The organism is Streptomyces lycii (genome assembly GCF_009735685.1).
GTDB lineage: Bacteria > Actinomycetota > Actinomycetes > Streptomycetales > Streptomycetaceae > Streptomyces > Streptomyces lycii.
The window spans coordinates 1-20,533 of record NZ_WHPN01000298.1; the positions used below are offsets into that span (position 1 = coordinate 1).

Annotated in this window: 16 protein-coding genes; 11 read left to right on the plus strand and 5 right to left on the minus strand. The window is 73.4% G+C overall.

The features are described 5' to 3' along the window. Positions 1-84: 84 nt before the first annotated feature. Genes GCU69_RS16950 through GCU69_RS16960 form a run of 3 tightly spaced genes read right to left on the minus strand, consistent with a single transcriptional unit; the run spans position 85 to position 3,794 of the window. The gene (locus GCU69_RS16950) at positions 85-1,254 is read right to left on the minus strand and encodes an AAA family ATPase (protein WP_235978525.1); all 1,170 of its coding nucleotides are present in this window, start codon (positions 1,252-1,254) and stop codon (positions 85-87) included. Then, complete coding sequence (locus GCU69_RS16955) at positions 1,254-3,374, minus strand: VMAP-C domain-containing protein (RefSeq protein ID WP_218037942.1); 2,121 nt, start codon at positions 3,372-3,374, stop codon at positions 1,254-1,256. The genes GCU69_RS16950 and GCU69_RS16955 overlap by 1 nt, the downstream gene beginning before the upstream one ends. A 39-nt stretch (positions 3,375-3,413) precedes the next feature. After that, entirely contained in the window at positions 3,414-3,794 is a 381-nt protein-coding gene (locus GCU69_RS16960; protein ID WP_170315874.1) for a CU044_2847 family protein, read from the minus strand. Between the two features lie 522 nt (positions 3,795-4,316). Between GCU69_RS16960 and GCU69_RS34580 the strand changes: the two genes are divergently transcribed. Beyond that, complete coding sequence (locus GCU69_RS34580; protein ID WP_156206538.1) at positions 4,317-5,246, plus strand: hypothetical protein; 930 nt, start codon at positions 4,317-4,319, stop codon at positions 5,244-5,246. 1,057 nt (positions 5,247-6,303) lie between these two features. Further along, complete coding sequence (locus GCU69_RS33825; protein WP_328630001.1) at positions 6,304-6,681, plus strand: peptidoglycan-binding domain-containing protein; 378 nt, start codon at positions 6,304-6,306, stop codon at positions 6,679-6,681. 99 nt (positions 6,682-6,780) lie between these two features. Here GCU69_RS33825 and GCU69_RS16975 read toward each other — a convergent pair whose 3' ends face one another. Beyond that, complete coding sequence (locus GCU69_RS16975; RefSeq protein WP_156206539.1) at positions 6,781-7,416, minus strand: HEAT repeat domain-containing protein; 636 nt, start codon at positions 7,414-7,416, stop codon at positions 6,781-6,783. A 444-nt stretch (positions 7,417-7,860) separates the two neighbouring features. Between GCU69_RS16975 and GCU69_RS16980 the strand changes: the two genes are divergently transcribed. From GCU69_RS16980 to pssA, 9 genes are all read left to right on the plus strand, one after another. Then, positions 7,861-9,684: a 3-hydroxyacyl-CoA dehydrogenase family protein gene (locus tag GCU69_RS16980; protein ID WP_156206540.1), complete on the plus strand. Its 1,824-nt coding sequence runs from the start codon at positions 7,861-7,863 to the stop codon at positions 9,682-9,684. An 85-nt stretch (positions 9,685-9,769) separates the two neighbouring features. Continuing rightward, entirely contained in the window at positions 9,770-10,600 is an 831-nt protein-coding gene (locus GCU69_RS16985) for a TetR family transcriptional regulator (protein ID WP_156206541.1), read from the plus strand. Positions 10,601-11,197: 597 nt separating this feature from the next. Next, the gene (gene ccrA, locus GCU69_RS16990; protein WP_098754355.1) at positions 11,198-12,535 is read left to right on the plus strand and encodes a crotonyl-CoA carboxylase/reductase; all 1,338 of its coding nucleotides are present in this window, start codon (positions 11,198-11,200) and stop codon (positions 12,533-12,535) included. Positions 12,536-12,547: 12 nt separating this feature from the next. After that, on the plus strand, positions 12,548-14,578 hold the full coding sequence (locus GCU69_RS16995) for a protein meaA (RefSeq protein ID WP_098754356.1): 2,031 nt from the start codon (positions 12,548-12,550) through the stop codon (positions 14,576-14,578). Continuing rightward, complete coding sequence (locus GCU69_RS17000) at positions 14,575-15,555, plus strand: HpcH/HpaI aldolase/citrate lyase family protein (RefSeq protein ID WP_098754357.1); 981 nt, start codon at positions 14,575-14,577, stop codon at positions 15,553-15,555. Before GCU69_RS16995 ends, GCU69_RS17000 begins: the two co-directional genes overlap by 4 nt. Before the next feature lie 5 nt (positions 15,556-15,560). Beyond that, a complete protein-coding gene (locus tag GCU69_RS17005) occupies positions 15,561-16,100 on the plus strand; it encodes a MaoC family dehydratase (RefSeq protein WP_098754358.1) in 540 nt (179 codons plus the stop codon). After that, complete coding sequence (locus GCU69_RS17010) at positions 16,097-17,302, plus strand: acyl-CoA dehydrogenase family protein (protein WP_156206542.1); 1,206 nt, start codon at positions 16,097-16,099, stop codon at positions 17,300-17,302. The genes GCU69_RS17005 and GCU69_RS17010 overlap by 4 nt, the downstream gene beginning before the upstream one ends. A gap of 181 nt (positions 17,303-17,483) precedes the next feature. Then, on the plus strand, positions 17,484-18,140 hold the full coding sequence (locus GCU69_RS17015; RefSeq protein WP_098754360.1) for a phosphatidylserine decarboxylase: 657 nt from the start codon (positions 17,484-17,486) through the stop codon (positions 18,138-18,140). Further along, on the plus strand, positions 18,127-18,978 hold the full coding sequence (pssA, locus tag GCU69_RS17020) for a CDP-diacylglycerol--serine O-phosphatidyltransferase (RefSeq protein ID WP_176604594.1): 852 nt from the start codon (positions 18,127-18,129) through the stop codon (positions 18,976-18,978). Before GCU69_RS17015 ends, pssA begins: the two co-directional genes overlap by 14 nt. Positions 18,979-19,190: 212 nt before the next feature. Here the strand turns inward: pssA and GCU69_RS17025 are convergent, their stop codons facing one another. After that, positions 19,191-20,312, minus strand: coding sequence for a glycerate kinase (locus GCU69_RS17025; RefSeq protein ID WP_156206544.1), 1,122 nt, complete (start codon positions 20,310-20,312; stop codon positions 19,191-19,193). Between the last annotated feature and the right edge of the window lie 221 nt (positions 20,313-20,533).

Genomic DNA, 20,533 nt, shown 5'->3' on the forward strand with positions numbered 1-20,533 from the left:
GCCACAGGGCGTCGAGCAGCTCCTCGCGGGACAGCTGGACTCCGCTGTCCGCGAGGACCTTCCGCAGCCGCCCCGGCACCGGTGCTACACCGCCCCGCCGAGCCGGTGCAGCACGGCGTCGAGCAGGCCGTCGGCGTCCAGGTCGACACCGCCCTTCCGCAGGAACACGGCGTTCAGCAGCTGGTCCGTGGCCAGTTCGCCCGGGGTGCGGCGGGCGAGGAAGGCACGGAGCAGATCGTCGGTGTCCGCCAGCGCCCCGTCGCCCAGATGCGCGCGGACGATGTCCCGCAGCCGCTCCTCGTCGGGCTCCGGCAGCTCCAGACGTACGCAGCGGCGCAGAAAGGCCGGGGGGAAGTCGCGTTCGCCGTTGCTGGTGATCACGACCACCGGGAACTCGCCGCAGCGCACCCGCCCGCGGGTCACCGGCACCCGCTCGCCGGGATCGGCCGTCACCACCTCGACCCGCTCCTCGTCCTCCGGGAGCCGGCTGAGCTCGGGAATCTCGAACTCGCCCTCCTCGAAGACCGTCAGCAGGTCGTTCGGAAGGTCCACGTCCCCCTTGTCCAGCTCGTCGACGAGCAGCACCCGCGGTCGGTCCCGCGGCACCAGCGCGGTGCCCAGCGGCCCCAGCCGGATGTACGAGCCGATGCCCGGTTCGGCGCCGTCCCGGTCGCGCCGCAGGTTCGCCTCGCGCAGCCGTCCGATGGCGTCGTAGCGGTAGAGGGCGTCGTGCAGGGTCGACCGGCTGTTGACCGGCCAGTGCAGTACCCGCCCCAGGGTCAGTTCCGCGGCGACGGCGTGCGCCAGTGAGGACTTGCCGGTCCCCGGGTGGCCGGTCACCAGCAGCGGACGGCGCAGATGGAGGGCCGCGTTGACGACGTCCGCCTCGGCGGGGCCGATCAGATACGGCGCGGGCCCGCCGCCGCCCGTGCCCGCCGGGGCTGCGGTGAAGCGCCGCCACGGCGGCGCCTCGGGGAACGGGAGCGTGCGCACCACACCGTCCCCGCGGAACAGCCGCCACTCGCCGCCGCCCCGCGGCCCGCCGCCGTCACCCGCTCCCTCGCCGGGGCCGCCGCCGGCACCGGGTCCCTTGCCGGGGCCGCCGCCGTCACCGCTGCCACCGCGACCGCCGGGGCCGCCGTCACCGGGGCCGTCACCGGGGCCGCCGGGCCCGCCGCCGTCGCCGGACCCGCCGTTCTCCGGCCGGTCCGTGGACGTGCCGTCGCTCGGTTCCGCGCCAGGCTGTTCCGCCATCAGATGTCCGTTCCTTCCGGGGGATCCTTGAGCTCCAGTGCTCCGGGCAGCGGGCAGGCGGTGTCCTCCCACACCAGGGCGGGGCGCGCCGGGTACCGCTCGGGATGCCGGGAAGCCTCGCTCCGGAAGAGCTGGACGCGGTGCGCCAGGCCGTGCAGCGGGCCGGCCGGGGCCACCGGGTCCAGGGCCGCCGGGCCCTCCGCGTGGGCGGCGCGGTCCCACAGCACCACCGGCACGCCGAGCGCCAGACACAGATCGACGAGCCGGGGCCGCGCCTCCCGCGGCCCGTGCAGCACGACCTGCCGGGTGTCCCGGTGACTGGTCTGGAGCAGCCGCCCGGCCTCCCGCGGCTCCGCGGCGTCCCCGTCCAGCACCAGGGGCTGGGCGCCGCCGCTCTCCCACCGGCGCCGCAGCTCACCGTCCCGGCTGGGCACCCGCCGGCTCATCTCCGGGCAGCGCAGCGCGACCCGGAACCGCACGCCCAGCGGCAGCCCCGGCACGAACTCGCTGCCGCTCCCCGCGTCCCACTCGTCGACCGGCAGCTGGAGGCCCGCCCGGTCCACCACCACGTGCACGTCCGTCACCGGCGCACCGCCGGCGCCCCGCGAGCACTCCACCGCCTCCCGGACCAGCCGTGCCACCTCGTCCCCGCCTCGGGGCACACCGTCGCCGCCGGACAGCCGGGTGTACTCGGCTCCGTCCCGCACCTGCCAGATCTCGCAGCCGTACGTCCCCGGCGGGCCGCCGGCGGTGAGCCGCACCAGGACCAGGGACACCGGCCGCGGCCGCTCCCCGGCCCAGGCGGCCGCGTCCGCCCGGCGCTGCGCGAGGGCCGCCCGCGCCACACCGAGCCGTTCCGTGAGCCGGTCGTTCCAGCGGTGCAGCGTGCCGCGGTCGGTGTCGGGCAGCACGGCCGCCGCGAACTCCACCAGCCGCACCAGGGCCGGGACCCGCGCCGAGTCCTCGGGCACCGTCCCGCTGTCCGAGTACACCTCCAGCTCCCGCACCACACCGTCCAGTTCCGCGGGGTCCAGCCGCGCGGCGCACAGCGCGGGAGGCAGCGCCAGATGCCGCAGCGCCTCCGCGGCGGCACGCGGCAGCAGAGCGGGGTCGGCCTCGACGGCGGGCCGCAGCGTGGCCAGCAGCAGCTTGTGCTCGCGCGGCGACAGCAGCAGCCCGGAGGCGGTCAGGCCGCCCAGGCCGAGCAGCGAGTCCAGGGCGGGCTCCCGGGGGCCGCCGCGCACGGACGGGGCCAGCGCCTCCGCGAGCGCCGGCAGCGCCCGCTCCTCCGACAGCAGTACGGACACCAGCTCGCCCAGAGCCGGCGCGGAGCCGCCGGCGGGCGGCGGCCAGCCCAGCTCGGCGGCCAGCGCGCGGGCGCTGTCGGCCCGCAGCAGCGGATCACCGAGCAGCGCGCGCAGACAGCCGTCCAGCTCGGCGGCCACCGGGTCGGACTCCGACGCCGGCGCGGACAGCACCCGGCAGTCCCCGAGCACGGCTCTCGCGCCGGCCCGGTCCAGCTCCTCCCGTACCGTCTGCCACGGCACCGCCCAGCTGCGGCGCACCGTCTGCTGGCCGTTCAGCGGGCCGTCCGGCATCAGATGCGCCACGACCAGGCCCACGACTGACGCGTCCTCGACGGACCACAGCGGGCCGCCGCTGAAACCGGGGCCGATGGCCGCACCGGACAGCTCCCCGTCGAGATAGCCGAACCTGCCGTCGCGGAACTTCACCTTCGTGTCGGCGAAGGTGACGGCCTCGCCGCCGCCGTGCCAGGCGCGGACCGAGCAGCCCTCCTCCATGTCCTGCCAGACCACCGGCCGGTGCCCGTCCGGGGCGTCCTCCGTCAGCTCCAGCACGGCCAGGTCCCCCGTCCACAGCACCGGGGAGGTGCGCTGCGGCGGCACCCACACGCCGACCCGGGCGCTGCGCCGCCGCACTCCCTCCGCGCCGTGGAAGGCGATCTCGACGGGGTGACCGGCAGGCGGCGGGGCCTCGCTGAGCATGTCCCGGCCCAGCGCGTCGTTCACCACGTGGGCGCAGGTCAGCAGCGCACGGGGAGTCAGCAGCGCGGCCGCCCCGGACGCCTTGCCGTGCCGGCGGCCGAGCACGGACACCACGGGCGCGGGGTGGGAGGCATGCCGGAACCAGCCCACGGGTCAGCCCTGCGGGGGAGCGGGGTGCCAGGTCGCGGTGACGGTCATGGTCGCCTGGGCTCCCGCCCCGACGACGCCCAGCTTCAGATCCTGGCCGATCTGCACACCGAACTCGACCGTCAGCTCCTGCGGTACGGGCCCGCCGGAGCCGGTGACGGAGTGGTGGATCTCCTGGAGCAGCGGTCCCAGCGGGCTCAGCGCGGACCGCAGCGTGCCCGTCGCCAGCGCGGCGGCACGGCCGCCGCGTCCGACCGGGGTGACCCGTCCGAGACCCTCCGGGAGGTCGGGTCCGTCCGCCACGACCGCCGCCGGCTCTCCGGCCGCCGCCAGCTCGAGCCGTACGGCGGCGCCGTCGGCGAGCTCAAGTTCCATGTACTCAGGCACCGTTCCATTGTGCCGATCACGGTCGTGCCGCGGCAGGTGAACGGCGCAGTCCGTGTGCCGGCCCGTGCGGTCACCCGTGTGCCGGCCCGTGCGGCGGTCCGTGTGGCGGTCCGTGCCGTCCGGGCCGCGGGACGTGCGTCCGGCCCGTGTTCGGGCAGCCCCCGCCGGGTCCGGGCGGGGGCTGCCCGTACGCGGCGGGGCTGCCCGGACCGGCTCCGACCGGGCCGCGACGGCGGGCGGCCGCGGGATCCGCCGGTTCTGCGGACCGGCCGCCCGGGACGGAAGAGCCGCACAACGGGCGCGGAAACGGAGCGAGTCGTACCGCCCGAGGGGGGTGCGGCCGGGGCCGTCGGTGCGCCGTGGCCCCGGGTGGGGGATGATGGGGGCGCACCCGCTGCACGGTCGTGACGGAACGAGACGTGGCGGGTCCGGGGTGACGGGGGCCTTCCGGGTGCGCGTCGCATCCGGGTGAGCGGGAGAAGGCGGCCTGAGCGCTGGGCTCGTTCGCAGAGGAATCCCCTGATGTCCCAGCCACCTGGTCAGCCCCCGCAGGACGGTTACGGCCCGCCCCAGCCGCCCGGCGGACAGCCCCAGCAGCCCCCGGCGCAGCCTCCCGCGCCGCCGCAGGCCCCACCGCCGGGCGGTGCCCCGGGCGCGCCGCAGTACCCGGCCGGGCAGCCGGGTTACGCCTACCCGCCCCCGCAGCAGGGGTACGGGGCATATCCCCAGCAGCCCCAGCACCCCCAGCAGCCACAGCAACCCCAACAGCCGCAGGGATACGGCATACCGGGCCCGTACGGGCAGCAGCCGGGCCCGTACGGACAGCAGCAGCCGTACGGCGGCTATCCGCCCCCGCCGCCGCCCGGCGGAGGCGGCTGGTCGGGGAAGAAGCTCGCCGCCGTCATCGGCGCTGCCGTGGTGGCGATCGTGCTGGTCGCAGGCGGGGTCTACGCGGTGGTGGGCGGCGGCGACGACGGGGAGAAGGAGCCCGTCGCCGACAGCAGCGCGAGCGCCGAGGCCACCCCCAGCACCGGTGACGACCCGACGGAGGAGCCCACCGACGGGGCCGTGGAGGAGCCGACTCCCGAGCCCACGGAGGAGGTGCCGGGCGGGGACACCGCCGGACCACCGCCCGCCGCCGGCGACTTCACCGGCCAGTGGCAGTCGGAGGACGCGCTGACGCTGACCATCGGTGCGAAGCAGACCTCGGGCGAGATGAAGGACCAGCACGGTTCTTCGTGGATCGACCCCGGTGGCAAGGGCATCTGCATCGGCATCGGACAGAGCGCGGGCAACGGGAAGTTCGGGCTCGCCTTCAAGTGCGGCGAGGGCGAGGACGAGGAGTTCCTCAACGGGATCGCCACCAAGTCGGACGGCGGCGGGAGCGTCACCATCGACTGGGAGAAGGGCGGCTCGGACACCCTGGCGTGGGTGGGCGGCACCGAGGCGTGAACCGGACCGGGTACGGGCGGCGGTACCGGCGGTGCGCCCGGCCGTTCCGGACCCGTGCCCGGCCCGGCCCGGTCACACCGGGTCCGTCCCGGGTCCGTGCCCGGCCCGGTCACACCGGGTCTGTCCCGGCCCGGTCACACCGGGTCCGTGCCCGGCCCGGTCACACCGGGTCCGGTTACGTCCGGGTCCGGGGACGGGTCGGGTCCGTGGCCGGCCCTGCCACGTCGCGCCCGTCGTCGGCCCGGCCCGGCCGCGGGACGCCGACGCGGGAGCCGGGCGGCCGCTTCGCTTCCGCGACCGCCCGGCCGTATCGCGTCCGCGTCCGCGCTCGCGTCGGCGTCGGCCGCCGGCCCTCCCGTCCCGTTGGCCGGGCGCGTCCTTTCTTCCTCCCCCAACCACCGCTGCCGGTGACGGAGTTGTGCCGTCCCGTGTCCGTGGCGGAGCCGTGCAGCCCCGTATCCGTGGCGGAGCCGTGCAGCCCCGTATCCGTGGCGGAGTCGTGCCGCCACGCGTCCGGCTGAGCGTCCCGGCGCCCCGTTCCGTATCACTGGGTGAGGGCGTGGGGCGAGGCGCAGGAGGCGACATGGACACCGGTCCCGATTCCGGACGGCCCCCCGGGCGGCGGGTGATCGAGCCGACCGGCGTCTTCAGAGCCGGGGAGATCCGGCCGCCGGGGGCGCATCCGGAGGACGGCGGGGCCGGGCCGGAGTCCTGGATGGACGACCTGGAGCTGTTCCGGTCGGAGGCACCGGCGGACGGGCGGGGGACCGCCGGTGACCCCGGGCCCGGGGACGCCCCGCACGCCGCGTACCTGCGCGACCGCCCGGCTCCCCGGCCCCGTCCGCACGACCGCCCGGCTCCCCGATCCGGTCCGCGCGACCGTCCGTCTCCCGGGACCCGTCCGTCCGGCAGCGCGGCGCCCGGGACACATTCCCGCGCGCGTGCGGCTGCCCGGGCCCGGCACGCCGAGGAGGACACCGCGGACCTGCCGCGGATCCCGGCCGGGCCCGTGTACCCGCCTCGCGCGCGCCGCGGACGCCGGCCGCGGTTCCGCGCGGTGCTGGTGGCGGGGGCTGCCGGGTTCGCCGCCGCCCTGGCCCTGCAGTCGCTCGGGCAGGACGGCACCGGGGAACGGCCGCCGTCCGCGGGAGCACCGGCCCCGGCGGCCCCGGAACCCGGACCGGAAGCCGTGCCGCCGGAGGGCGCCGGCGCGGCGGAGGTGCTGCGCCCCGGTGACTCCGGGCCCGACGTGGTGGATCTGCAGAACCGGCTCTCCCGCATCCCGGACGTCTACACCGGCGGCAGCAGGGACGGCCGTTATGACGCCGTGCTCGCCGAGGCGGTCGCCCGTTTCCAGCTCTGGTACGGCATCCGCGGCGACGAGGACGGGATCTACGGCGACGACACCCGGCGCGACCTGGAGGCACGCACCTGAACCCGGCCGCGGCGGCGGCGGGAGGCCGTCCCGGGACCGGAGTCCGCCGGGTTTCCGCTGTATCCCCGCCCGGGCCCCGGTCCGGTGGCGCCCGTCGGCTCAAGCCGGTTCCGGCAGCAGCCTGTGCAGGGCCTGCTCCGCCGCGCGGTTCAGCCGGGGATGGACGGTGGCCGCCGTGAGCGCCGGGACCGCCCGGGGGTCCCCCAGTTCGCCGAGGCCCTCGACACAGGCCAGCGCGATGCGCCCGTAGACCGCGACCCCGCCCTGGCCGCCCGCGGCGAGCAGCCGCTCCAACGTCGCCGTGAGCGCCGGTACGGACTCCGGGGCGCGCAACGCGGTCAGCAGCCGCACCGGGTGCAGCGCGTACGCCGTGCGCAGCGGATTGGTGGCCAGCGCGGCGGCCGCCCGGGCGGTCCGCGGGTCGCCGAGCCGGGCCAGGGCCTGCGCGGCAGCGGCGCAGCGCGGCGGGTCCCGGTGGTTGAGGAGGAGGACCAGGGTCTCGAACGCGCGCCGGTCACCGGCGCAGCCCAGCGCGAACGCGGCCAACTCCCGGGCCCACAGCGGCTGTCCGGGTTCGGTGAGCACCAGCGCCAGTTCGTCCCGGGCGGCCGGCCCGTCGTCGCGCAGCGCCCGCCGGGCGAGCCGGGTCAGCTCCTGGCAGGCGGCGCTCTGTCCTGCACCGGCCGATTCGCCCCGTACCCGCTCGGCCAGCCCGCGGAACTCCTCGTCGTCCATGTGCGGCCCCTTTTCCGGTTCTCCGGTTTCCCGGTTCCTGGATCTGTCTGTGGACGTGCGCGCGTCCTGCTCCGGGCTCTCCGCGAGCGGTACCGGGGTGGCGCGGGCCACAGCACACGACTTCGAACTACCCCTGGCCTACACCGTTACCCGCGAGTTACGCTGCCGGTCACGAGCACATCCTGCTCGGACGGCCTGGTGACGCAGCCGTCTTCTCCCGTGGCGCCCCGAGCGCCGCGTGCTCCGGCGCGGTCGGTTCCGTGCCGGACGTTCCTCGGTCGGCCCCGGGACAGGGCCGGTCGGTCGTCCCGCCGGGCCCGGTGCCCGTGTGTTCAGCGCACCTCTCCTGGCCGGCACGCCCGTGTTGCGTGCCCGCGAAAAAACCCTCAGTCGTCACTCTCCCCGTACCCGGGGAACACTCTCTGGAGTCCCGCGATGGACCGTATGTCCACCACTGATCCCGTCTCCACCGCTTCCCCCGCCGTCTCCCCGCTGTCCCTGGCGACCGTCGCCGTCGTCGGCCTGGGCACCATGGGCGCGGGCATCGCCGAGATCCTGGCCCGCTCCGGGCGCGAGGTCATCGGCATCGACGTCCGGGACGACGCCGCCCGGGAGGCCGTGGCGTCCCTGGAGCGGTCGACCGCCCGCGCCGTGCGGCGCGAGCGGCTCACCGAGCAGGAACGGCGGCAGGCCCTGGCGCGCTTCCGCACCTTCTCCGACCTGCGGGCGGCGGCCGACGCCGACCTGGTGATCGAAGTCGTGCCCGAGGACTACGAGCTCAAGCGCCGGGTCCTCGCCGAGCTGGACGCCGTCGTCCGCCCGGGAACGATCCTGGCCACCGGCACCAACGCGCTGTCCGTGACCAAGCTCGCCGCCGGCTCCGCCCGCCCCGAACGGGTGCTGGGCCTGCACTTCTTCAACCCCGCCCCGGTGATGAAGCTGGTCGAGGTCGTCTCCTCGGTGCTCACCGCCCCGGCCGCGGTCGCCGCCGTCACGGCGCTCGCCGAGGAACTGGACAAGCAGCCGGTGGCGGTCGGCGACCGGCCCGGATTCGTCGCCGACGGGCTGCTGTTCGGCTATCTGAACCAGGCCGCGGCGATGTACGAGGCCAAGTACGCGACCCGCGAGGACATCGACGCGGCGATGCGGCTCGGCTGCGGTCTGCCGATGGGCCCGCTGGCGCTGCTGGACCTGATCGGCGTCGACACCGCCCGCACCGTCCTGGACGCGATGTACGCGGAGTCCGGCGACCGGCTGCACGCGCCGTCGCCCGTGCTCAAGCAGCTCGAAGCGGCGGGCCTGACCGGCCGCAAGGCGGGCCGTGGCTTCTACAGCTACGCGCGGCCGGGCGGCTCGGAGATCGTGCCGGACGAGCTGACCCCGGGGCAGGACGCCGCCGGGGCCGCGGGCCGGCCGGTGCGCTCCGTCGGTGTGGCGGGCTCGGGCACCATGGCGAGCGGTATCGCCGAGGTGTTCGCCAAGGCCGGGTACGACGTGGTGCTCGCGGCACGGAGCCAGGAGAAGGCGGAGAAGGCCAGGAAGCGGATCGCGGGCTCGCTGGGCCGCTCCGTGGACAAGGGCCGGATGACGCCCGGGGCCAGGGACGAGGCCCTCGCCCGGATCACCCCGGCCGCCTCGCTCGACGCGTTCGGCTCCGTCGACCTGGCGGTGGAGGCGGTCGCCGAGGACCTGGAGGTCAAGCGGCAGCTGTTCGCGACGCTCGACAAGGTCTGCAAGCCCGGTGCCGTGCTCGCCACGACGACCTCCTCGCTGCCGGTCGTCGCCTGTGCCCGGGCGACCTCCCGGCCGCAGGACGTCATCGGCATGCACTTCTTCAACCCGGCCCCGGCGATGAAGCTGGTCGAGGTGGTCCGCACGGTGCTCACCGCGGACGACGTGCACGCCACCGTCCGCGAGGTCTGCGGCGGGATCCGCAAGCACCCGGTGGACTGCGGCGACCGCGCCGGGTTCATCGTGAACGCGCTGCTGTTCCCGTACCTCAACAACGCGGTCAAGATGGTCCAGGAGCACTACGCCTCGCTCGACGACATCGACGCCGCGATGAAGCTCGGCGGCGGCTACCCGATGGGCCCGTTCCAGCTGCTCGACGTCGTCGGCCTGGACGTCTCGCTCGCGATCCAGAAGGTGCTGCACAGCGAGTTCCGCGAGCCGGGCCTGGCTCCGGCGCCGCTGCTGGAGCACTTGGTGGCGGCCGGCTGCCTCGGCCGCAAGACGGGGCGCGGCTTCCGCGAGTATGCGAGGGCCTGACCGGCCACCGGGGTGGGGCGGACTGCTGCAACCGACGGGCGGTCCGCCCCCGCACGGCCACGACGAGGCGTGTTACGTTCCCCACATGGCTCAGCCGCTCAAGTCCCCCCGCACGCCGCGTTCGACCGTCAAGGGGGGCTCGTCCCCGGAGAGCTCCGGCTCCGGAAGCCGCCGGGCCGCTGCCCAGCGGCTGTCCATGCGGCGGAAGCTGGCGGCCGCGGCCATGGAGCTGTTCGCGACGAAGGGCTACGAGGCGACGACGGTCGACGAGATCGCCGCCGCCGCGGGGGTCGCCCGCCGGACCTTCTTCCGGCACTTCCGCTCCAAGGAAGAGGCGATCTTCCCCGACCACGACGACACCCTCGTCCGGGCGGAGGCGGTGCTCGAGGCGGCGCCCGCGCACGAACACCCGCTCGACACCGTGTGCCGGGGCATCAAAGAGGTCCTGCGGATGTATGCCGCCTCCCCGGCGGTGTCCGTCGAGCGCTACCGGCTGACCCGTGAGGTGCCCACGCTCCGGGAGCGGGAGATCGCCTCGGTCGCCCGCTACGAGCGGCTGTTCACCCGCTATCTGCTGGGCCACTTCGACGAGCGGGCGCACCGCGACGGCGACGTGGACCCGCTGCTCGCCGAGGTCGCCGCGTCCGCGGTGGTCACCGCGCACAACCACGTGCTGCGGCGCTGGCTGCGTGCGGGCGGCGAGGGCGACGTGGAGGCACAGCTGGACCAGGCCTTCACGATCGTCCGGGACACGTTCGGCAGCGGGATCGGCGGCGCGGGCCGCCCCGGCGGCGAGCGGGGCCGGGCCCCGGCCGGGGTGTCGCGCACCGACGAGGTGCTGGTGACCGTCTCGCGGACGGACGCGCCGCTCAGCGAGGTCATGCGCACCATCGAGCAGGCCCTGAAGAAGGACTGAGCAGGCCCTGAAGAAGGACTGAGCGGCCCCGCGGAAGGACTGGTCCCGCGGAAGGACTGCGGCCCCGCGGGCAGGCTGCGGTCCCGCGGAAGAACCACTGCCCCGCGGAAGAACCACTGCCCCGCGGAAGAACCACTGCCCCGCGGACGGACCGAGCCGCCCCCCGCACCGGAAGTGACCGGGCCGCGGCAGGGGACCGGACCGGCCCCGGAGAAGGACTGAGCGAGCACGACAGCGCACACACCGTGACGGCCGCCCCCTCGGGGCGGCCGTTTCTCGCTCATGTGCGCGGGCCGTGCGACGACTGAGAGAAATTCTTGGCACGCAGTGCCTTGTCGAGTGGCACGCGGTGTCATACGGTGGATCTCGTTCGGGGCGCTGTCCCAACGGCTGAGCCGTGCGCCCGGAACGCCTGCGTCACAGGCGGAACCCCGGACCCGTCCGGGAACTCGGGCGCCCACCGGCGCCGCAGCAGACCAGCACCACCGTGCGGACCCAGTGCGAGCCGCACTCTGTGCCGAACCGACGGCACAGCGACCCACAAGACCCCAGCGTTCCCTCAAGCGTTTTCCCCAGCGCTTCGCCGGAGGCCCCATCGTGAATGAGATCCTGGACGCCATCGTCGCGGAGGACACCACGTCCGCCGACTTCGCCGCCCTGCCGCTTCCCGAGTCCTACCGGGCCGTGACGGTCCACAAGGACGAGCAGGAGATGTTCGCCGGCCTGGAGACCCGGGACAAGGACCCGCGCAAGTCGCTGCACCTCGACGACGTGCCGGTGCCCGAACTCGGCCCCGGCGAGGCACTCGTCGCCGTGATGGCCAGCTCCGTCAACTACAACTCGGTCTGGACCTCGATCTTCGAGCCCGTGTCGACCTTCGGGTTCCTGGAGCGGTACGGCCGGCTGTCCCCGCTCGCCAAGCGGCACGACCTGCCGTACCACGTCATCGGCTCCGACCTCGCCGGCGTCGTGCTGCGCACCGGCCCCGGCGTCAACGCCTGGCGGCCCGGCGACGAGGTCGTCGCGCACTGTCTGTCCGTCGAGCTGGAGTCCGCCGACGGCCACAACGACACGATGCTCGACCCGGAGCAGCGGATCTGGGGCTTCGAGACCAACTTCGGCGGCCTCGCCGAGATCGCCCTGGTCAAGTCCAACCAGCTGATGCCCAAGCCGGGGCACCTGAGCTGGGAGGAGGCGGCGGCCCCCGGCCTGGTCAACTCCACGGCCTACCGCCAGCTCGTCTCCCGCAACGGCGCCGGGATGAAGCAGGGCGACAACGTCCTGATCTGGGGCGCCAGCGGCGGACTCGGCTCCTACGCCACGCAGTTCGCGCTCGCGGGCGGCGCCAACCCGATCTGCGTCGTCTCCAGCGAGCGGAAGGCGGACATCTGCCGCCGGATGGGCGCCGAGGCGATCATCGACCGCAGCGCCGAGGGCTACAGGTTCTGGAAGGACGAGCACACCCAGGACCCGCGCGAGTGGAAGCGCTTCGGCAAGCGGATCCGCGAACTGACCGGCGGCGAGGACGTCGACATCGTCTTCGAGCACCCCGGCCGCGAGACCTTCGGTGCCAGCGTCTACGTCACCCGCAAGGGCGGCACCATCGTCACCTGCGCCTCCACCTCCGGCTACATGCACAGTTACGACAACCGCTACCTGTGGATGTCGCTGAAGAACATCGTCGGCTCCCACTTCGCCAACTACCGCGAGGCCTGGGAGGCCAACCGGCTGATCGCCAAGGGGAAGATCCACCCGACGCTGTCGAAGACGTACACCCTGGAGGAGACCGGCCAGGCCGCCCACGACGTGCACCGCAACGTCCACCAGGGCAAGGTCGGCGTGCTCGCGCTGGCCCCGCGCGAGGGCATGGGCGTGCGCGACGAGGAGAAGCGCGCCCAGCACATCGACGCCATCAACCGGTTCCGGAACGCCTGAGGTACGGGCGCGATGACTGAGCGGCACAAAGACCGTCCGTGGCTGATGCGGACCTACGCCGGGCACTCCACCGCCGAGGCGTCCAACGAGCTGTACCGGCGAAACCTGGCCAAGGGCCAGACCGGCCTCTCGGTCGCGTTCGACCTGCCGACGCAGACCGGATACGACCCCGACCACGTCCTCGCCCGCGGCGAGGTCGGCCGGGTCGGGGTCCCGGTCTCGCACCTCGGCGACATGCGCCGGCTGTTCCAGGACATCCCCCTGGAGCAGATGAACACCTCGATGACGATCAACGCCACCGCCATGTGGCTGCTGGCGCTGTACCAGGTCGTCGCCGAGGAACAGGGCCTGGACCGGGACACCCTCGGCAAGCTCTCCGGGACGACGCAGAACGACATCGTCAAGGAGTACCTCTCCCGCGGGACGCACGTCTTCCCGCCGGGCCCGAGCCTCCGGCTGACCACCGACATGATCACGTACACGGTGGCCCACATCCCCAAGTGGAACCCGATCAACATCTGCAGCTACCACCTGCAGGAGGCCGGAGCCACTCCGGTCCAGGAGATCGCGTACGCCATGTCGACGGCCATCGCCGTCCTCGACGCGGTCCGCGACTCCGGACAGGTGCCGCCGGAGAAGTTCGGCGACGTCGTCGCCCGGATCTCCTTCTTCGTCAACGCGGGCGTCCGCTTCGTCGAGGAGATGTGCAAGATGCGCGCCTTCGGCCGCATCTGGGACAAGGTCACCCGCGAGCGGTACGGCGTCACGAACCCCAAGCAGCGCCGCTTCCGCTACGGCGTGCAGGTCAACTCCCTCGGCCTGACCGAGGCGCAGCCGGAGAACAACGTCCAGCGCATCGTCCTGGAGATGCTGGCCGTCACCCTCTCCAAGGACGCCCGCGCCCGCGCCGTCCAGCTGCCCGCCTGGAACGAGGCGCTGGGCCTGCCCCGGCCCTGGGACCAGCAGTGGTCGCTGCGGATCCAGCAGGTCCTCGCGCACGAGAGCGACCTGCTGGAGTACGAGGACATCTTCGCCGGCAGCCATGTCGTCGAGGCCAAGGTCGGCTCGCTCGTCGAGGAGGCGCTGGCCGAGATCGAGCGCATCCAGGAGATGGGCGGCGCCATGGCCGCCGTCGAGTCCGGTTACCTCAAGTCCCGGCTGGTCTCCTCGCACGCCGAGCGGCGGGCCCGGATCGAGGCCGGCGAGGAGAAGATCGTCGGCGTCAACTGCTACGAGACCACCGAGCCCAACCCGCTCACCGCCGACCTCGACACCGCGATCATGACGGTCGACCCGGAGAACGAGGCCCGGGTGGTCGAGGCGCTGCACCGCTGGCGGGACGAGCGCGACGAGGCCCGCGCCCAGGAGGCCCTCTCCGCGCTCAAGGCCGTCGCCGCGGGCGACAGCAACCTCATGCCGGCCACCCTCGAATGCGCCCGCGCCGGGGTCACCACCGGCGAGTGGGCCTGGGCGCTGCGCGACGTGTTCGGCGAGTTCCGGGCGCCCACGGGCGTCAGCGGCGCGCCGCTCGCCGTCGCCGCGGAGCACGGGACCCCGCTGGCCGCCGTCCGCGAGAAGGTCACCCGTACGGCGCGCGAGCTGGGCGGCGGCAAGCTGCGGCTGCTGGTCGGCAAGCCCGGCCTGGACGGGCACAGCAACGGCGCCGAGCAGATCGCCGTACGGGCCCGCGACGCCGGGTTCGAGGTGGTCTACCAGGGCATCCGGCTCACTCCGGAGCAGATCGTCGCGGCGGCCGTCGCGGAGGACGTGCACTGCGTCGGCCTCTCCATCCTGTCCGGCTCGCACGCCGAGCTGGTGCCGGACGTGCTGGAGCGGCTGCGCCGGGCCGGTGCCGCCGACCTGCCGGTCATCGTCGGCGGGATCATCCCGACCGCCGACGCCCGGGCGCTCCGCGAGGCCGGAGTCGCCGCCGTCTTCACCCCGAAGGACTTCGGGATCACGGAGATCGTCGGACGTATCGTCGACGAGATCCGGATCGCGAACAAGCTCGACCCTCACCCCCTCCTGGAGGAGCACGCATGACCGCCCCCGCACCCGAAGCAGGCGCCAACCGCCTCCGTCCGCGCCGTTCCTGCCTGGCCGTGCCCGGCAGCAACCCGCGTTTTCTGGAGAAGGCCCAGGGCCTCCCGGCCGACCAGGTCTTCCTGGACCTGGAGGACGCCTGCGCGCCGCTGGCCAAGGAGGGAGCCCGGCACACGATCGTCGACGCGCTGAACAACGGCGACTGGACGGGCAAGACCCGGGTGGTGCGGGTCAACGACTGGACCACCCACTGGACGTACCGCGACGTGATCACGGTCGTCGAGGGCGCCGGCCCGAACCTGGACTGCATCATGCTGCCCAAGGTGCAGGACGCCTCCCAGGTGGTCGCGCTGGACCTGCTGCTCACCCAGATCGAGAAGACCATGGGCTTCGAGGTGGGCCGGATCGGCATCGAGGCGCAGATCGAGAACGCCAAGGGCCTGGTGAACGTCGACGAGATCGCCGCCGCCTCACCGCGCACCGAGACCATCATCTTCGGCCCCGCCGACTTCATGGCCTCCATCAACATGAAGTCCCTGGTCGTCGGCCAGCAGCCGCCCGGCTACGGCGCCGACGCCTACCACTACATCCTGATGCGGATCCTGATGGCCGCCCGCACCCACGACCTCCAGGCCATCGACGGGCCCTTCCTCCAGATCCGCGACGTGGACGCGTTCCGGGAGGTCGCCGGACGCGCGGCCGCGCTGGGCTTCGACGGCAAGTGGGTGCTGCACCCGGGACAGGTCGAGGCGGCGAACGAGATCTTCTCGCCCTCGCAGGAGGACTACGACCACGCCGAGATGATCCTTGACGCCTACGAGTGGTGCACCTCCGAGGCGGGCGGCAAGAAGGGCTCCGCGATGCTCGGTGACGAGATGATCGACGAGGCCAGCCGCAAGATGGCGCTCGTCGTCTCCGGCAAGGGCCGGGCCGCCGGCATGACCCGTACCACCAAGTTCACCCCGCCGGAGGCCTGATCCCGATGCAGTTCGGACGTACCTACGAAGAGTTCGAAGTCGGTGCCGTCTACAAGCACTGGCCCGGGAAGACGGTCACCGAGTACGACGACCACCTCTTCTGTCTGCTCACCATGAACCACCACCCGCTCCACATGGACGCGAACTACGCCGAGAAGACGACGGACTTCGGCCGGAACGTGGTGGTCGGGAACTACATCTACTCGCTGCTGCTCGGCATGTCCGTGCCCGACGTCTCCGGCAAGGCCATCGCCAACCTGGAGATCGAGTCGCTCAGGCACGTGGCGCCGACCTTCCACGGCGACACGCTCTACGGCGAGACGACGGTGCTGGACAAGACGCCGTCCCGGTCCAGGAGCGACCGCGGGATCGTGCACGTCGAGACCAAGGGCTACAAGCAGGACGGCACGCTGGTCTGCGTCTTCCGGCGCAAGGTGATGGTGCCCACCGAGAGCTACACCGAGGAGCGCGGCGGAGAGCAGCCCGGCAGGCCCGAGCTGCGGGAACCCGCCCCCGAGAACCCGCAGAGGCAGGAGAAGCGATGAGCCGCCTGGCGCAGACCCACGGGCTGACCGACATCCAGCAGGAGATTCTCGCCACCGTCCGGGGATTCGTCGACAAGGAGATCCTGCCGGTCGCGACCGAGCTGGAGCACCGCGACGAGTACCCCAGCGAGATCGTCGAGGGGCTGAAGGAGCTGGGCCTCTTCGGGCTGATGATCCCGGAGGAGTACGGCGGCCTCGGCGAGTCCCTGCTGACGTACGCCCTGTGCGTGGAGGAGATCGCCCGCGGCTGGATGAGCGTGTCGGGCATCATCAACACCCACTTCATCGTGGCGTACATGCTCAAGCAGCACGGCACCCGGGAGCAGAAGGACTACTTTCTGCCGAAGATGGCGGCCGGCGAGGTGCGCGGCGCCTTCTCCATGTCCGAGCCGGGCCTCGGCTCCGATGTGTCCGCGATCACGTCCAAGGGTGTCCGGGACGGCGACGGCTACGTCCTCAACGGCCAGAAGATGTGGCTCACCAACGGCGGTACCTCGACGCTGGTCGCGGTGCTCTGCCGCACCGACGAGGGCCATCCGGAGGGGACGGCCCCGCACAAGTCCATGACGACCTTCCTGGTCGAGAAGGAGCCCGGCTTCGGCGAGGTCCGCCCGGGCCTCACCATCCCCGGGAAGATCGACAAGATGGGCTACAAGGGGGTCGACACGACGGAACTCATCATGGACGATTTGCGGATCCCGGCCGACCGGGTGCTCGGCGGCGCCACCGGACGCGGTTTCTATCACATGATGGACGGTGTCGAAGTCGGGCGTGTCAATGTCGCCGCCCGGGGCTGCGGGGTGGCCCAGCGCGCCTTCGAGCTGGGAGTTTCCTACGCGCAGCAGCGCAGCACCTTCGGCAAGCCTATCGCGAAGCACCAGGCAATTCAGTTCAAACTGGCCGAGATGGCTACCAAGGTCGAGGCCGCCCATGCGATGATGGTCAACGCAGCACGCAAAAAGGACTCCGGGGAACGGAACGACCTCGAGGCGGGTATGGCCAAGTACCTCGCCTCCGAGTACTGCAAAGAGGTCGTCGAGGACGCGTTCCGGATCCATGGCGGCTACGGCTTCTCGAAGGAGTACGAGATCGAGCGCCTCTACCGCGAGGCCCCGATGCTGCTGATCGGAGAAGGTACCGCCGAGATTCAGAAAATGATCATCGGCCGCCGACTGCTCGAGGAGTACCGGGCGGAGAGCTGATTGTTCCCGCTTGGGGCAGTTTTTCCCGAGGCGGAGGGCACAGCGGCTCACCCGGGGTGATCGCTCTTCGGACACCGACTCGGCGGTCGGCTTGCCCAGTTACCGCTCGAAACCGATACGATCCCCGGAAAGCCGCCGTCCCCCGTTTGCAGCGCGGCATCATCCGCTACGAAGGTCATCCATGCCCCACAGCCAATCCTCTGCACCGCGTTCGGGATTCCCCAAGGGACGCCTTGCGCGCGGAGCATCGCCGTGGCTCCTCCCGACCGTGGCCACCGCCGCCCTCAGCCTGTCCCGGGCCCGGCGCTCCGGGCGCTGGGCCGCGGCCGCCGTGCCCGCCACCGCTCTGGCGGCGGGCATGTTGTGGTTCTTCCGTGACCCCGAGCGCGAGATCACCCAGGGCAGAGTGATCTCGCCGGCCGACGGCGTGGTGCAGAGCATCATGCCGTGGAAGGACGGGCGCACCCGGGTCGCGATCTTCATGAGCCCGCTGAACGTCCACGTCAACCGCGCCCCGCTCGCGGGCACGGTGACCTCCGTCGAGCACATCCCCGGCGGATACGTACCGGCGTTCAACAAGGAGAGCGAGAACAACGAGCGGGTGGTCTGGCACTTCGACACCGAGCTCGGCGACATCGAGATGGTGCAGATCGCCGGCGCCGTGGCGCGCCGGATCGTGCCGTACGTGCCGCGGGGCTGCAAGGTCGAGCAGGGGGACCGCATCGGCCTGATCCGCTTCGGCTCCCGGGTGGACATCTACCTCCCGGAGGGCATCGAGACGGCCGTGGAAGTGGGCCAGGCCACTCAAGCAGGGGTGACGCGCCTTGACCGTGATTGATCCCGAGCCCCGTACCACGTGGGTCCCCGAGGCCGATGTGGACGAGGACGACGTCATGCCGCTGTCGACGCGCCTGTCGATAGCGGACACCCTCACCCTGGGTAACGCCACGTGCGGCTTCCTGGCGGTGTACTTCACGACCACCGGCGTACTGATCCCGCACCTCACCGGCAGCGAGGACGGCGGCATGGCGCGGCACAGCGCCGCGACCGCCGTGATGCTGATGCTGCTCGCCTCGGTGTTCGACCTGTTCGACGGGCTGGTGGCGCGCAAGCTGCGCAGCTCGGCGATGGGCGCGGAGCTGGACAACCTCTCCGACCTGGTCAGCTTCGGGCTGGCACCGGCGTACTTCGTCGTGGTCTGGGGCATGGTCGCGGACGACGCGCACCAGCGGATGTCGGCCGTGGCGGCCGTCGTGGTGCTGCTGGCGGTGGTGCTGCGGCTTGCGCGGTTCTCCTGCGTGACGCTGCCCGACGGCGTCTTCCAGGGCATGCCGAGCCCCTTCGGCGCCCTGACGGTCGTCTCGATCGTGCTGCTGGAGCTGCCGTTCGTGCCGACCCTGCTGGCGATCATCGGGGTCGCGTGGCTGATGGTGAGCCGCGTCGAGTACCCCAAGCCCCGCGGGCTGCTCGCGGTGGCCATGCTGAGCTGGATCGTGCTGGCGATGGGACTGCTGGCCGCGTGGGCGTTCGACGCGCCCGGGGGACAGCTGCTGCTCCAGACGGGCTGCGCGCTCCAGGTGGTGCTGGGTGCCGTGATTCCGCTCTTCGCGACGGCGCGGCGGGTGAACACCTTCCGCGACAACCGCCGGGAGGCGCGCGCGGCACAGCTGCCGTAACGCGCCACCGCACGACGCACGGCGCACGACGTCACAAGGGCCCCGAGCCGACCGGCTCGGGGCCCTTGTGACGTCCTGGTCATGGCGTTCGCGGGCCATGCGTTCCGCGAGGCGGAACGGGGTCTGCATCCCGGCCGCGGAACGGCTGCCCGCACCCGGGGCCGCTGCCCGGCGCAACGACTGTCCCGTCCCCGTCCCCCGGGCGGGCGCTGTCAGCGCAGCCGCTCGGTGGCCAGCCGCTCCGCGAGGCGTTCCAGCAGCGGCCCGGCCTGCGCCATGCAGACGGCCGGGTCCGGCTCCAGGTCCGTCAGCGCGTACGCCCCCTCGATGCCCGCCGCGGCCAGGTCCGCGGGGCGCAGGGCCAGCCGGCCGCACACCGCCACCACCCGCTTGCGCCGCGCCCGCGCCGCCGCGGCGACCCCCGCGGGCGCCTTGCCGTGCAGCGTCTGCTGGTCGAGCGAGCCCTCGCCGGTGATGACCAGGCCGGCGCGCTCCAGGGCGGGCGCGAAGCCGAGCACGTCGAGCATCACCTCGATGCCCGGCCGGAAGGCCGCCCCGAGCCCGGCCAGCGCGCCGAACCCGACACCGCCCGCGGCGCCCGCACCCGGCGCGAGGGCGTGCTCGGCGGCGCGTGGTCCCAGGGAGCGCTCCAGGACGGTGGCGAAGTGCGCGAGGGCGGTGTCCAGGGTGGCGACGTCCTCGTCGCTGGCGCCCTTCTGCGGGCCGTACACGGCGGCGGCGCCCTTCGGGCCGGTGAGCGGATTGTCGACGTCGCTCGCGAGGACGATCTCGGTGCCGGCGAGCCGGGGATCGAGACCGGAGAGGTCCGCCTCGGCGAGTTCCCGCAGCGGTCCGCCGCCGTGCGAGACCGGGTCGCCGTCCTCGTCCAGCAGCCGGGCGCCGAGCGCGGCCAGCATGCCGGCCCCGCCGTCGTTGGTGGCGCTGCCGCCGACCCCCAGGACCACGGTCCGGGCCCCCGCGTCCAGCGCGGCGAGCAGCAGCTCGCCGGTCCCGTAGGTGGTGGCGGTGAGTGGCGCGAAGACCCCGGTCGGCAGGTGCCGCAGGCCCGAGGCCTCCGCCATCTCGACGACGGCGGTGCCGTCGCGCAGGGCGTAGGAGGCGGTGACGGAGTTGCCGAGCGGGCCCGTGACGGCGGCCTCGCGGCGCTCGAACCCGGCCGCCACGGCCGCGTCGACCGTGCCGTCGCCGCCGTCCGCGACGGGCAGGGCCGCGACCCGCAGGTCCGGCATCACCCGGCGCAATCCCGCGGTGACGTGCTCGGCGACCTGCACGGCCGTGAGCGAGCCCTTGAACTTGTCCGCCGCGATCAGCACGTCTGCCGTCGCGGATGCCGCTGCGTCCAGCACTAGAAACCCCTTGCCTCGATCAGGCGGTCGCGCCCCGCGACCCTATCCGGAACGGTCCCCTCCCGCGCCAGGGCCGGTCCGGGCGGACCGGGGCGTCCTGCCGGCCCATCGTGGCATCCCGTGCCCGAACGCCTGTGCGCGGTGTCCGGCAAGGGCCGGGACCGCCCGGTCCGGCAAGGCGCGACGGC